The sequence below is a fragment of the Sphingobacterium multivorum genome (genome assembly GCF_900457465.1).
GTDB classification, from domain to species: Bacteria; Bacteroidota; Bacteroidia; order Sphingobacteriales; family Sphingobacteriaceae; genus Sphingobacterium; species Sphingobacterium multivorum.
On record NZ_UAUU01000009.1, the window covers coordinates 290,740 to 303,269 of the forward strand.

At 38.4% G+C, this 12,530-nt stretch carries 13 protein-coding genes; 8 read left to right on the forward strand and 5 right to left on the reverse strand.

Features of this window, described 5'->3' with window-relative positions:
* Nucleotides 1–131: 131 nt before the first annotated feature.
* Nucleotides 132–380 carry a hypothetical protein gene (locus DTA23_RS12870; protein WP_112374981.1) on the reverse strand — a complete coding sequence of 83 codons (249 nt, stop codon included), beginning with the start codon at nucleotides 378–380 and terminating at the stop codon, nucleotides 132–134.
* Nucleotides 381–1,048: 668 nt separating this feature from the next.
* Between DTA23_RS12870 and DTA23_RS12875 the strand changes: the two genes are divergently transcribed.
* Nucleotides 1,049–1,510 (forward strand): helix-turn-helix domain-containing protein, encoded by a 462-nt coding sequence (locus DTA23_RS12875; RefSeq protein WP_112374982.1) that lies wholly within the window; start codon nucleotides 1,049–1,051, stop codon nucleotides 1,508–1,510.
* Nucleotides 1,511–1,619: 109 nt separating this feature from the next.
* Here the strand turns inward: DTA23_RS12875 and DTA23_RS12880 are convergent, their stop codons facing one another.
* Together DTA23_RS12880 and DTA23_RS12885 are read right to left on the reverse strand one after the other, a co-directional pair.
* Complete coding sequence (locus tag DTA23_RS12880) at nucleotides 1,620–2,117, reverse strand: hypothetical protein (protein ID WP_112374983.1); 498 nt, start codon at nucleotides 2,115–2,117, stop codon at nucleotides 1,620–1,622.
* Between the two features lie 17 nt (nucleotides 2,118–2,134).
* Complete coding sequence (locus tag DTA23_RS12885; RefSeq protein WP_112374984.1) at nucleotides 2,135–2,512, reverse strand: hypothetical protein; 378 nt, start codon at nucleotides 2,510–2,512, stop codon at nucleotides 2,135–2,137.
* Nucleotides 2,513–2,712: 200 nt separating this feature from the next.
* On the opposite strand from DTA23_RS12885, the gene DTA23_RS12890 reads away from it, so the two are divergent.
* From DTA23_RS12890 to DTA23_RS12920, 7 genes are all read left to right on the forward strand, one after another.
* The gene (locus DTA23_RS12890; RefSeq protein ID WP_112374985.1) at nucleotides 2,713–3,720 is read left to right on the forward strand and encodes a helix-turn-helix transcriptional regulator; all 1,008 of its coding nucleotides are present in this window, start codon (nucleotides 2,713–2,715) and stop codon (nucleotides 3,718–3,720) included.
* Nucleotides 3,721–3,845: 125 nt separating this feature from the next.
* The gene (locus tag DTA23_RS12895; protein ID WP_112374986.1) at nucleotides 3,846–4,463 is read left to right on the forward strand and encodes a hypothetical protein; all 618 of its coding nucleotides are present in this window, start codon (nucleotides 3,846–3,848) and stop codon (nucleotides 4,461–4,463) included.
* Between the two features lie 120 nt (nucleotides 4,464–4,583).
* On the forward strand, nucleotides 4,584–6,059 hold the full coding sequence (locus DTA23_RS12900) for a class I SAM-dependent DNA methyltransferase (RefSeq protein WP_112374987.1): 1,476 nt from the start codon (nucleotides 4,584–4,586) through the stop codon (nucleotides 6,057–6,059).
* Nucleotide 6,060: 1 nt separating this feature from the next.
* The gene (locus tag DTA23_RS12905) at nucleotides 6,061–7,149 is read left to right on the forward strand and encodes a restriction endonuclease subunit S (protein WP_112374988.1); all 1,089 of its coding nucleotides are present in this window, start codon (nucleotides 6,061–6,063) and stop codon (nucleotides 7,147–7,149) included.
* 75 nt (nucleotides 7,150–7,224) lie between these two features.
* Nucleotides 7,225–7,695 (forward strand): N-acetyltransferase, encoded by a 471-nt coding sequence (locus tag DTA23_RS12910; RefSeq protein WP_112374989.1) that lies wholly within the window; start codon nucleotides 7,225–7,227, stop codon nucleotides 7,693–7,695.
* Nucleotides 7,685–8,212, forward strand: coding sequence for a helix-turn-helix transcriptional regulator (locus DTA23_RS12915; RefSeq protein WP_112374990.1), 528 nt, complete (start codon nucleotides 7,685–7,687; stop codon nucleotides 8,210–8,212). Before DTA23_RS12910 ends, DTA23_RS12915 begins: the two co-directional genes overlap by 11 nt.
* A gap of 92 nt (nucleotides 8,213–8,304) precedes the next feature.
* Nucleotides 8,305–11,778 (forward strand): DEAD/DEAH box helicase family protein, encoded by a 3,474-nt coding sequence (locus DTA23_RS12920; protein ID WP_112374991.1) that lies wholly within the window; start codon nucleotides 8,305–8,307, stop codon nucleotides 11,776–11,778.
* Between the two features lie 16 nt (nucleotides 11,779–11,794).
* On the opposite strand, the gene DTA23_RS12925 is transcribed toward DTA23_RS12920, so the two are convergent.
* Nucleotides 11,795–12,022 (reverse strand): hypothetical protein, encoded by a 228-nt coding sequence (locus DTA23_RS12925; RefSeq protein ID WP_112374992.1) that lies wholly within the window; start codon nucleotides 12,020–12,022, stop codon nucleotides 11,795–11,797.
* Nucleotides 12,023–12,063: 41 nt separating this feature from the next.
* Nucleotides 12,064–12,510, reverse strand: coding sequence for a hypothetical protein (locus DTA23_RS12930; RefSeq protein ID WP_112374993.1), 447 nt, complete (start codon nucleotides 12,508–12,510; stop codon nucleotides 12,064–12,066).
* Between the last annotated feature and the right edge of the window lie 20 nt (nucleotides 12,511–12,530).

Sequence of the window (12,530 nt, forward strand, 5' to 3'; positions counted from 1 at the left end):
TTTTATTGTCAACGTTGTAAGAAGAGGCTAACTGAACTACGGTTAATTTAGCCTTTTTTATCATCATTATTTTGATAAACCTTTTTATCAGGAGTGTAGATGGTGATAAAGTGACTAATTATTTCCCGCCCCTAACCCTTGTCAGTGTTTTTCTTGAAATACCTAGGTAAGAAGCGATCATATAAAGCGGAATGCGATTGTAGATATTGGGGTAATTTGACACAAAATCTTCGTAGCGTTTGTGGGGTGAGTCTTTGAGTTGATGCATAGTTTGCTACCATTCCCTCTCTGTGGAGCAAAGCTCCCTTTTTAATCTGTCTGTATTCGCCGTATTGCCCCATGAGTTCCTCGTCTTCTTGTGTCAAAGTTCCTTTTTCCATAATCCATGTTTAATTGGTTTATCACTTTTACAGATCTCGACCGGCTCTGACGGATTTCTCGGGAAACCTTGATCTTATGATAGGTATATTAAAGCTGAATAGCACATTGACAAAATTGGTATTGATATATTTCTTATTAAACAGATTTAAAGCGAGCGCCAACCTTTGTGTATACGAATTATTGATATGCTACGGAAAACGAGTAAGCGAACGCTAATTGTGTAAGTTTATATCAAGAGCATGCTCACCTATCGTATATACTTTTAGCACTGTTGAGCGCGTGAGAAACTAGTTGTGCATAATATAGATTTTGTACTTGAAATCACTTTCAACCTGCGGTGTCACAAACGGTCAGCTATTCTTATATGTAGCAGACGTAAGACAGCCACTTTATGCATACGTTATAAAGTTTCCTTATTAACAAGGAACGGCCTCAGTTGTGTATATTAGGACAAGAAGCCTTATCAAGCAGCCTCATTATTTTTAATTTTTATTGATCTTATAAAATTTCTTTCAATACCAATAGGTCAAAGAGCGTTCAGCTGTTGCTGTTCGTTACAATAATAATTCGTAACTTTAAAGGCAAAGTTATTGCATTACTTATTATTTTCGGGTGTGGTATTCCACCGATTTACCGGTAAAAAACCAGCCTCTAATTTTGCTAGATTATGAATACTATTTTTAAAGAAAAAAACGAAACCATGCATATCGGTCACAATATTAAACGCATCCGTGAGATTCAGGGAATTAAGCAGGAGGCTTTCGGTCAGCTTTGCCGCAACAAATACTCGCAGCAACGGATTTCGGACTTTGAAAATATGGTCGCACTCGATGAGCCGCTTTTAGAAGAGCTGGCTACTGCATTGGGGGTGACACCTGAATTTGTACAATCTTTTAAAGATGAAAATGTAATTTATAATATACAGCATTCACATACATTTAACGATCACTCAACCAACTCTAGTCAACATTCCCAACCAACATTTAACAATGATGGATCAGATAAGCTGGTCGCATTGCTTGAAAAATTTATTGAGGAGGATCGAGCGAAGACACAATCCATTGCAGCATTGAGCCAGGCGGTGTTGGACCTTACCAATGAAGTAAAAAAATTGAAGGAAGGAAAATAGTACTCCGTCGTATAAAAATTATAAAAAAGGGATGTTCAGCAAGAATGAACATCCCTTTTTTATGACTATTCATTTATAAATCTAAGTGAATAATATTGTTAACGACAATTTATCTACCCAATGCTTTGCGACGTTCGATTTCGGCTTGTAGGCTTTGGAACCAGGTTTGGTAGACCTGCGGCTCATAGATCATTTGTTCTTTTGTATCTTTATTCACCTGACCCCAGTAACCGTTGCGGCTAGACTCAGACCCTTCGTACATGGTAATCTTGACTTCCGTTACTTCATCATTTATCGGTTCTATATAAAACATCGCTTTGGAAGTATTGGCATCTTTGGATACACCCGTCCAAAAACGCTGGGAGGCCGCATTTTTATTTTCAATTCTTTTGCTGGCGTTGATCAATCCTGTTTCTTTATCGGCGCGATCAATGATATAACTTTCGGAATGTAGTAGACTGATTACTGACTTGAATACGAGTTCTTGATTAGATTCCAATTGCTTTGTGGTCATCATCTTTACTTCTGTAGGTGATTTGGTAACCATTTTTGTAGCACATGAGCCAAATAGGATGGCAATACATAATAACGTAATAATTTTTTTCATTTTTGTGTGTTTTAAGGTTAAAATGCGGTAGATATAACGGAATAATCTGCAACAATATCTTTTTCATCAAACGTAATGATCAGATCAAAAGATCTACTGCTGCTGCTTTGGCTCGCACGTTGACCAGCAAAAAAATCTGTTGATCCCGCTTTTTGTTCGACTGACATCTTGTTGTAGCTCCAGACTTCACGGTTTGATTTATTTTTGGAAACAAGATTTGGGGATCCAAATAGTTTGAGGATTTCGTCTTGTGTTGTTTCACCTTTGATGATTCGGCTTTTGACCACCCCCATGGTCAGGTTGCTCTTTTCTGTGGGGCCCTCACTGCCATATTTATAACTTTGGCAAGCGCTCAGCGATAAGATCAATAATCCTGAAAGTAGTAATTTATACATAGTTAAATAATTTTGGCAAACATATCCAGTTCATTTCACTCAACATTACGGGTTACCGTAGGAAATGTAATTATTGAATGAATAAACTTGCTACAAAGTAAATAAGGTCGTGTGCACTGTATGTTCACTGGTTTACGATCTTCTATGCACATACAATGCATAGAAAAGCCTTATCTTTGTTATAGACCAATAAATTTGTGATGGCCACCAACAAACATGCAATTATACGTTACGAAGCCTTGGACAGGTGTTTTTCCAACAAAGGCCGGAAATTTTTTATCGATGACCTTATCGAATATGTCTCGGCAGCTTTAATGGACTATACTGGCAGGAACTCCTCTATCTCTCGCAGACAAATTTTGAAAGACATCGATTTTATGCGTAGTGAGACAGGTTTCCGAGCCCCCATAGCATCTTTTAAAGATGGGAAAAAGACCTACTACCGTTATGCCGACGGAGGATATTCGATCGGCATGCAACAAATTAATCCCGTGGAAGCTGATTTACTAAAAATGACGCTGGATATGTTAGGAAGATTTAAAGGTTTGCCCCAATTTTATTTTGTCCAAGAACTGGCGTTGAAACTCAAAAAGAGTTTTCAATTGGAGGATCTGGACGAATGCATCTTTTTTGACCAAAATGAATACCTTAAAAATCTCCATCTTTTGGGAGATTTGCTAAAATTCATACAGCAAAAACAAGTATTGACCGTACGGTACAAATCGTTCAATCAAGATAAAGAAGAAGATTTTTTAATACATCCATATTTTCTGAAACAATATAACAAGCGATGGTTTCTCTTTGGCCAGCGGGGCGGCTTTGATACTTGGACCAGTCTAGCGCTGGATCGTATGATTACGTTTGAGTCAGCCGAAGGTATCGCATTTAGTCTTCAGAAGGACACGCATGAAGCGTACTTCGAAGATATAATAGGCGTTAGTAAACCTATTGGCGGCGCTTGTCAGTTTGTCAAAATCAAAGTGAATAAGTCGCTATGGCCATATATTGAATCGAAGCCTTTACATCCTTCACAGACTGTTATCGAACGCGGCTCGGAATATATCATCTTGCAACTGGAGATTATTCCAAATTATGAGTTTTATGCTCAGGTACTAGGTTTTGGTCCTGCTGTGGAGGTCATTCACCCTAAGCAACTTCGGGAAGATTTTAAAGCCAGAATAGAAGAAAGTTTAAAACAGTATACGTAAGTCTTTCAATTTCTGCCTCACAAATTCTCCATATAATTGCGACCGAAGGCAGACGATCTGACAACTATGCATATAGAGTGCACATACACTATTTACATTTGTATTATAAACTAAAACAAATAGAAATGATGACTTTTTTTAAAACTAGCGATCAACGCTATGAGGTAGAAAATCACCTTTTTTGGATGTATCGCGTCACTTACGAAATCGAGATGCATATTAACGCTGTCCTTAATTTAGATAGATTAATATCCGAGAATGGATTACGAGGTGATCTTAGTACAGATATGATTTTTTACCATAACGAATTAGCATTAATCCGTACTGCTTATATTTTGAAAAACAACCCTAAAGATGATGAGAAGCACTCATTAAACTGTTTGAAAAACTATCTCGAAGGTAACCAAGTAAAAACAAGCAATGCTTTGATTAAAACAATTTTGGATAAAATATCACTTTTTTATAAAAAGTACCAAGGAGATATAGATAAACTTATAAATAAAAGAGATGCCGAGGCTCATGAATTTAAAACCAAAGAGCAAATTAAGATTTCGAATGAAAATCCAATCTCCTTTAACAAACAAATGGAGGTAATTCAAGAGGTCCGAAAAATAATCAACGATTTATATGTGGTGCTCTTTAGGAGAGATATGTCTCCTGATTTAAAATATCCAATTGATTTGTATGGTAAGATATACGAGCATAGTATAGAAATAATAGCTTCAAATTTAGACAGGAATTAATATACTACAAAAAGGTAAAAAATCCTAGCGAAGTTTTTTGATTCTTTCGTAGCGATCAAAAAGAACAAAAACAAATCTTTACCTTTACAGAGCAAAAAAAAACAAATTACCCCAATACTGATGATTACTGGAGAAATAAAATCCCAAATAGATAAAATATGGAATGACTTCTGGACAGGAGGAATTTCTAACCCCTTGACCGTTATTGAACAATTTACCTATCTGATTTTCTTAAAACAATTGGATGATAGGCAGATTACGATTGACAAAGAAAAACAATTATTGGGAAGCTCAAAAAAAGCAGATATCTACACCGAAGAGCAGAAATCACTACGTTGGTCTTATTTTAAAGACTTAGATCCTGAGCGCATGATGGATATCTTTCGCATACCACAAACAGATCTAGAGAACCTGACGGCATTTGACTTTATGCGTACGCTCGGTACTGCAGGAGGTAAATTTTCGCAGTACATGAAAGGCGCAACTTTCATGATAGAGAGTCCAAGTTTGTTAGATAGCGTAGTACAACAGATCGACAAATTACCTTTGAGTAACAGAGATACGAAAGGTGATCTATACGAGTATATGCTAAGTAAAATTGCAGAGGCAGGTACCAATGGGCAGTTCCGGACTCCACGACATATCATCCGCATGATGGTGGAGCTGATGCAACCCCAGCAAGACGATACCATCTGTGATCCGGCAATGGGAACTGCAGGTTTCTTGGTGAATGCTGCTGAATATATCCAAGAAACGCATGAAGACTGGCTGCTCGATAAAGCCTTCCGTGAACATTATTACGGCAATATGTTTAATGGAATGGAAATCGATCCCTCCATGTTGCGCATCGCTTCGATGAATTTGCAATTGCACGGCATTGAGAATCCTGTACTTTTTTCAGGGTCCGCATTGGCAGAGCGAAACAGTGTCAATTCGCAATACTCCCTTATCTTAGCCAATCCGCCATTTAAGGGCGCGCTGAATGCAAATGATGTCGAGAGCTCCTTGCTCCAAATGACAAATACGAAGAAAACCGAGATTCTTTTCTTGAGTCTGATGCTACGCATGATGACATTGGGAGGACGTGCTGCTGTGATCGTTCCTGATGGCGTTTTATTTGGATCATCCACTGCGCACAAAGCCATTCGCAAAGAATTGGTGGACAATCAACAGTTGCAAGCTGTGATCTCCATGCCTTCGGGGGTATTTAAACCTTATGCAGGGGTAAGTACCGCAATTCTGATCTTTACCAAGACCAATTCGGGCGGTACTGACAAGGTATGGTATTACGATATGAAAGCCGATGGTTATAGCTTGGACGACAAGCGCAATGCTATTGCTGCCAATGATATCCCGGATATTGTGACACGATACCATAACCAAGCTAGCGAGCAAGATCGCAGCCGTACGGATCAGTCATTCTTCGTGCCAGCGCAGGAAATCCGCGATAATGGGTATGACTTGAGTATCAATAGATATAAAGAGGTCGTGTATGAAGAGATTAGCTACGAGAAGCCTGCAGCTATCCTTGAGCAGATCGCGGAAATTGATCGGGAGAGACAGGTATTGTTAAACGAATTGAAAGGGCTGTTGTAATATGTGGGAGAAAGTTAAATTTACAGATGTTGTAAAAGATGTTACGGGAGGAAACAAAAAATTAAATCAAGATAAATATTTAGATAAAGGAAAGTATCCGATAGTAGATCAGGGTGAAAAGTTTATTGGTGGATATTTTGATGACGATTTAACAGTTAAAGTTGTTAAGCCTGTTGTCGTATTTGGAGATCATTCTAAATGTATAAAATACGTTAATTTTGATTTTATTCTAGGAGCTGATGGTGTTAAAGTTTTGGAACCATGTCAAAAACTAGATTCCAAATACTTGTTTCATTTCTTAAAAACATTAAAGCTCCCCAATGTGGGATACAGCCGTCACTTTAAGTTTTTAAAAGAATCTATAATACCACTCCCCCCATTACCAATTCAAGAAAAAATAGCTACGATCTTGGACAAGGCGGATGAATTACGTCGCAAAGACAAAGATCTACAAGCCAAATATGACGAACTTGCGCAAGCTATCTTTACCGATATGTTCGGCGATCCGGTAAGGAATGAAAAAGGTTGGGAGGTGAAGAAGTTGGAGGAGTTAGGGCGTTGGGCAACTGGAGGAACACCTTCGAGAAGTAATAATCAATATTTTAACGGCACTATTCCTTGGGTTTCATCAGGAGAACTTAATTCTATGTACATTTGTAACACAAAAGAAAAAATCAGTCTTAATGCTATAAGTAATTCAGCTGCTAAACTTATTGAACCTTACAGTCTAATGTTAGGTATGTACGATACGGCTGCTCTCAAGTCTTCAATAAATACAATATCTATGACTTGTAATCAAGCTATCGCATATTCAAAAGTTGAACATGGAAATTTAACATATATTTACAAAGTACTCCAATTAACAAAAGAATATCACAAATCTAGACAGCGAGGAGTGCGTCAAAAAAACCTCAATTTATCCATCATAAAGGATATAGAAATTATATTTCCCCCAATCCACCTCCAAGAAGCCTTCGCTAAAAAAATAGAGCTTATCAACCGGCTGAAAGCACAGACCAATACAGAGAAATCCGAGGAATTATTTCAATCGCTATTACAGAAAGCATTCAAGGGTGAGTTGGTAAGTTAGTCTCCATTCATTTTTATCCAATATTAGAACAAAAAGTTTACATTATCTGTAAACTTTTTTAGTTATATTTGTATTGTGAATATTATCGAAGTCGCTACAAGTCAGTCCCATTTAATCGAAATTGCTCTGGTTCAAAAGAGCGATTTCAAAAACTTACCTGTCAACAGGTATTTCTTTGATTGGAATGAGGAAGCTTCTTTTGAAATATTCAAATTGACGATTAAAGGGAAAGACGATATATTGGGCTTGATTTCTTTTGAAAGAATCCCAGATGAGATGCGGATCCATGTGAGGTTATTAACCGCATCGGTAGAAAATGTGGGGGCAGCTAAAATATACGACAGAATTATTGGCAACTTATTGGCATACGTGGCCAAACTTGCAGTACGTGATTTTGGTGAATGGGCCTGTATTTCATTACGTCCCAAAACCCAGATCGCACAGCATTATATCGATAAATATAAAATGAATATTACCGGAGTGACACTTAGTTTAGAGGTTCCGGAGATTTTTGAATTAATTGAACTTTATGACCATGACAACTAAAAAAACAACGCTTTTGAATACAGTCGAATATGGCGTAGACGCGAGGTATAATTCGCAGGAGGAAAAACAAAATGATGCTCAACTGTTAATGCAGGCGAGAAGGGATAGGATGGCTAGAACGTCCGAACAGGATATCATGCGCGCAAAATTGATGCAGCTAAAACTACAAATTGACGAGTACTTGAACTCTGCTGAAAGTGATGTGCAACATCAATTTACGTCATTTTTAAATACATATATTAATACCATCTACGAAAAACAACAACAGTTTGCACAAGATTTGGATATTACACCTGTGTCTCTAAGTCAGATCTTGAACAATCATCGTGAACCGAAAGAGGAGTTTTTTAAGAAGCTGATGATTCATTCCGAGCGTATTTTTAAGGCGATTAAAGGCTTTCATAAACAGAGTTGGTATCAGGTATACTATCGTGACAAAATCAATGAAACAATGGCACATCAGGATGAGTGGCGTGAAGAACTTGAAAAGAAAATAAAGTTTCCGGCATTTTCTTAATGATTTAAGGATAATTAATGTATCTTCCATAGGTATCCTTTCATGTAGCGATAAAACCATATTAATATAGATAGAAAATTGAGTAGAAATAAATGGTATCAAATTTTGACTTTTTAGCAGAAGAGTTTCCTCTTATTTACCAAGAAATCACACAGGCAGAACAGCATACTTTTACAGCACCGCGTTTTGCGGCGATGCTATGCCGCTCTACGTTAGAGATGTCGCTTTTTTGGCTTTACGAAAATGACTCGGATTTTGAAATGCCATTTGACAAATCGATCAATAGTCTGCTGCATACGGACTCATTCCGTGAAAACATAAGGTCCTCTGTGCGTGAAGAATTGAATACTGTTCGTTTATTAGGCAATATCGCTTCGCACGCAGGAAAAGGGAATACCGTAAAAACAATTAAAGATACAGAGGCCTTACATGTACTCAAATGCATGTACAACTTTTTACATTGGATAGCAAAATTATACGCCAAAAGATTTCCGGGAGAAGCACAATTCGATGAGAATCTAATCCCTCGTGGTCTGGTCGATGATATCAACGTAAAAAAAGTTAAAGAACTAAATCAATCTTATCAAGAGGCTCAAAAGCTTGCAGATGAAGCCTACAAAGAAAAACAAAAGGCTTTACTGCAGAATGAAGTGTTGCGCAAACAGTTGGAGGAAGTACAATCGCTACTCGCCAACAGAAAGGAAGAACGAGAACAAGTTATCGCCGCTTTACCAGCGCCGCCTATGCTCATAACTGAGCTGGAGACACGTCGCTTGCTCATCGATCTTTATCTGAGAGAAGCTGGATGGGACAACCTACAAAAACCTCGCGATCTGGAGTTTGAAGTAAGTGGAATGCCTTTATCAACGAATCCTTCTGGCAAAGGATACATCGACTATGTCCTTTGGAACGATGATGCCAAACCACTAGCGATTGTTGAAGCTAAAAGTACGCTTCACGATGTACATAAGGGTCAACACCAGGCCACACTTTATGCGGATTGTCTAGAAAAAAATACCGGCCAGCGCCCTATTATTTTTTACTCCAATGGGTATGAAACGTATATATGGGATGATCAGTTTTATCCGCCCCGACAGATTTACGGTTTCTACAGCAAATCGGAGTTACAAACATTGATCAAAAGACGGGAATCGCGAAAGGATATCAGGAAATTTGAAGTAAATGCTGCCATCGCGGGGAGATATTACCAGCTAGAGGCAATACAGCGACTTTCGGAGCATTTCGTAACGGTGAAGAATGATAAACTGAGAGGAACAAATCGTCGTGCTTTATTGGTGATGGCAACGGGCTCAGGTAAAACACGTACTGCTGCTGCCATTGTGGATATGCTTACTAAGTCCAATTGGGCAAAACGGATACTTTTCCTGGCAGATAGAAATGCGTTGGTCACACAGGCTAAAAATGCGTTTAAGGAGTATTTACCTCACTTGTCAGCAGTAGATCTGACCAGAGAAAAAGAAACAGGTCATACCAGAATTGTTTTTTCGACTTATCCAACCATGATGAACCTTATCAACAACCAAATGGAGGGCGAAAGTCGGGATTATGGTGTAGGTCACTTTGATGCTATTTTCATCGATGAAGCACACCGCTCCATTTATCAAAAATACCAATCTATCTTCGATTACTTTGATGGTTTATTGATTGGGTTAACGGCTACACCTAAAAAAGATCTTGATAAAAATACGTATTCATTTTTTCAATTAGAGGATGATATACCAACTTTTGCCTACGAATTAGATACTGCCGTAAACGACGGCTTTTTAGTACCGCCACGCTCGTATGCTGTCCCTGTACAGATGGTAAGGGATGGCGTGAAGTACAAAGATTTAAGCGATGAGGATAAGGCCGAATTAGAGGAAAAGTTGGGATTGACAGCGGTATCTGATGAAGCCCTTCAGGAATTTGAAGTTGGAGCGTCTCAGATTAATTCTTTTTTATTTAATGAACCTACAGTAGATCTTGTTTTAGATCACCTCATGAATAATGGGTTAAAAGTAGCTTCTGGCGATAAGGTCGGCAAAACGATTATTTTTGCCAGAAACCATCGTCATGCTGTTTTTATCGAAGAGCGATTTAACAAAAACTATCCCGAATATGGAGGGAACTTTTGCCGGGTCATTGACAATTACAATGACAAAGCGCAAGATTTACTTGAAAAGTTCTGTTATGACAAAGAAGAACTAGAACCTCAGATTGCTATTTCGGTCGATATGATGGATACAGGAGTCGATGCGCCTAGCGTACTGAATCTCATATTTTTTAAACCGGTAAAATCATATGCTAAGTTTTGGCAAATGGTAGGAAGGGGTACTCGTTTACGTCGTGATTTATTTGGACCCCATGAGGATAAAAAATTCTTCCTACTATTTGACTACTGCCGAAACCTTGAGTTCTTTCAGGAGAATCCGGACGGTTATCAAACGAATACGCAAAGACCTTTAAGTCAACTGTTGTTTCTGGAACAATTACATGTTGCTAACCTTATTCAGGAGAATATGGATGCCAATAACCAAGATTTAGCTTTAGCAAAGGAATATATCAATCAACTACATGCCAAAGTAGCGCAGCTGGATACAGCTCGGTATGAGGTCAGAAAGCATCTCGCTGTAGTGCATCAATTTGCAGATAGAAGCAAGTGGGACAACCTCAATAAATCTGCTATCATTGCTATAGAAACGGAACTGTCTCATCTTATTCCTTACACTGAAGACATAGATGAAATGGCTAAACGATTCGATCTAAATAGTTATAAACTGCAAGGAGCAATGATTAATAAATCTCCGCGGCAGACCGTCCTTATCCAGAACTTTATGGATATAGGAAAGAGACTATTAAAAAAGCGAAATGTACCTGCTGTCGCTGCTAAAGAAATCGTCATAAGAGAGATGGCCGCCATAGATTTTTGGCAAGATGCATCAGTATCAAAAATTGAAAATCTACGAAAGGAAATTCGAGATCTAATACACTTGCTCAAAGAGGAGAATAACATTAAACCTATTTATACAAAGCTTGATGATAATCTTTTAAAGGAAGAAATTATCGGGTATGATATTATCGCAAATTTTAAAAATCTACAAGGTTATAAAGATCGAGTAACCGCCTTTATCAAAAAGAATAAGCATCATCTTGTGATCGACAAATTGCATAAAAATCAACCGATCAATGCTTTCGAATTACAGCAGTTAGAACAATACCTCGTAGCGGAGGCACTGGGGTCCAAGGAAGAGTTTATAAAAGAATTTGGTGATCAGCCGCTAGGAACTTTTATTCGGTCCATTATCGGCTTGGATCAAGAGGCTATACAGGCTCATTTCACAAATTTTATTGGTGAAGCTAACCTTTCGGCCAAGCAGATCAAGTTTATGGACACTGTAATACGTTATTTCGTAACCAACGGTTATCTAGAAACCGCCGATCTCATGGAACCTCCTTTTACGGAGCTAGATGACAGCGGGGTTATCGGATTATTTGACGAAAACAATGTTGTCAAACTCATGAGCTTAATCAAGCAAGTTAACCAAAATGCAGATATCGGGGCCTAGATGAACATGTATTCATCTACTCCCCCTGTGCATTGATTTTGTCCAGTATATTCGTTAATTCATCCATCATCGCAGGACGGTGCCTGTAGATCATTTTCCAGTGAAGCATTTGGGCCAAGAGTGTTTCCCTACCAGAAGGTATATCTTTAAATATAGCGAATACGATGTCCATCAATCGTTGGTAGGCATTACGTTTATTGGCAGACTCAGCATGTTGATCCAATAGGGATGAGTACAATTTCATAAGTTCCGCAGGATACAATTTATATAAATGCTCATGATAGTTTAGTATGGTTTCCAGATCGGTCTGCCGTTGCACCAGTGCAAGTAATGGTCGAACATATTCTCTTCAATATAGATAGGACCTATTTCGTTCAAAAGCCAGTAGTCTTGGTGTTTCGAATAGGAACTCTTTTCTCCGGTTGATTTTGCGCGAATCGAGTTGATTTTGTCGTTAATGACACTTCTCCATTCTTCTGAGGTATAGGTGTTTTTCCACTGGTTGTAATAGTGGCTGCTAAAAGAGTAACCTATAGCGAATTTTTCTGTAAAAGAGCGCACCATTGGAATGTCATTTTGCAGAACGGCAATATGAAAAAGGGTTTCTTCCCAGTCCCTTATTACACGAGGATGCTGTGCTTCTTCCGCTAGTCGTATTCCTTCAACCAGCAATTCCTTGGCCTCTTCAAAGCGCTCGTTTTCAATAGCTTTTTCGACCTGAACCTTCCTCATTTGTGGCAAATGGATTTGTT

Excerpts from the sequence above, each read along its gene's own strand:
- DTA23_RS12870 (WP_112374981.1), bottom strand. The coding sequence starts at position 380 with ATGGAAAAAGGAACTTTGACACAAGAAGACGAGGAACTCATGGGGCAA.
- DTA23_RS12875 (WP_112374982.1), top strand. The coding sequence starts at position 1,049 with ATGAATACTATTTTTAAAGAAAAAAACGAAACCATGCATATCGGTCAC.
- DTA23_RS12880 (WP_112374983.1), bottom strand. The coding sequence starts at position 2,117 with ATGAAAAAAATTATTACGTTATTATGTATTGCCATCCTATTTGGCTCA.
- DTA23_RS12885 (WP_112374984.1), bottom strand. The coding sequence starts at position 2,512 with ATGTATAAATTACTACTTTCAGGATTATTGATCTTATCGCTGAGCGCT.
- DTA23_RS12890 (WP_112374985.1), top strand. The coding sequence starts at position 2,713 with ATGGCCACCAACAAACATGCAATTATACGTTACGAAGCCTTGGACAGG.
- DTA23_RS12895 (WP_112374986.1), top strand. The coding sequence starts at position 3,846 with ATGATGACTTTTTTTAAAACTAGCGATCAACGCTATGAGGTAGAAAAT.
- DTA23_RS12900 (WP_112374987.1), top strand. The coding sequence starts at position 4,584 with ATGATTACTGGAGAAATAAAATCCCAAATAGATAAAATATGGAATGAC.
- DTA23_RS12905 (WP_112374988.1), top strand. The coding sequence starts at position 6,061 with ATGTGGGAGAAAGTTAAATTTACAGATGTTGTAAAAGATGTTACGGGA.
- DTA23_RS12915 (WP_112374990.1), top strand. The coding sequence starts at position 7,685 with ATGACAACTAAAAAAACAACGCTTTTGAATACAGTCGAATATGGCGTA.
- DTA23_RS12920 (WP_112374991.1), top strand. The coding sequence starts at position 8,305 with ATGGTATCAAATTTTGACTTTTTAGCAGAAGAGTTTCCTCTTATTTAC.
- DTA23_RS12925 (WP_112374992.1), bottom strand. The coding sequence starts at position 12,022 with ATGAAATTGTACTCATCCCTATTGGATCAACATGCTGAGTCTGCCAAT.
- DTA23_RS12930 (WP_112374993.1), bottom strand. The coding sequence starts at position 12,510 with ATGAGGAAGGTTCAGGTCGAAAAAGCTATTGAAAACGAGCGCTTTGAA.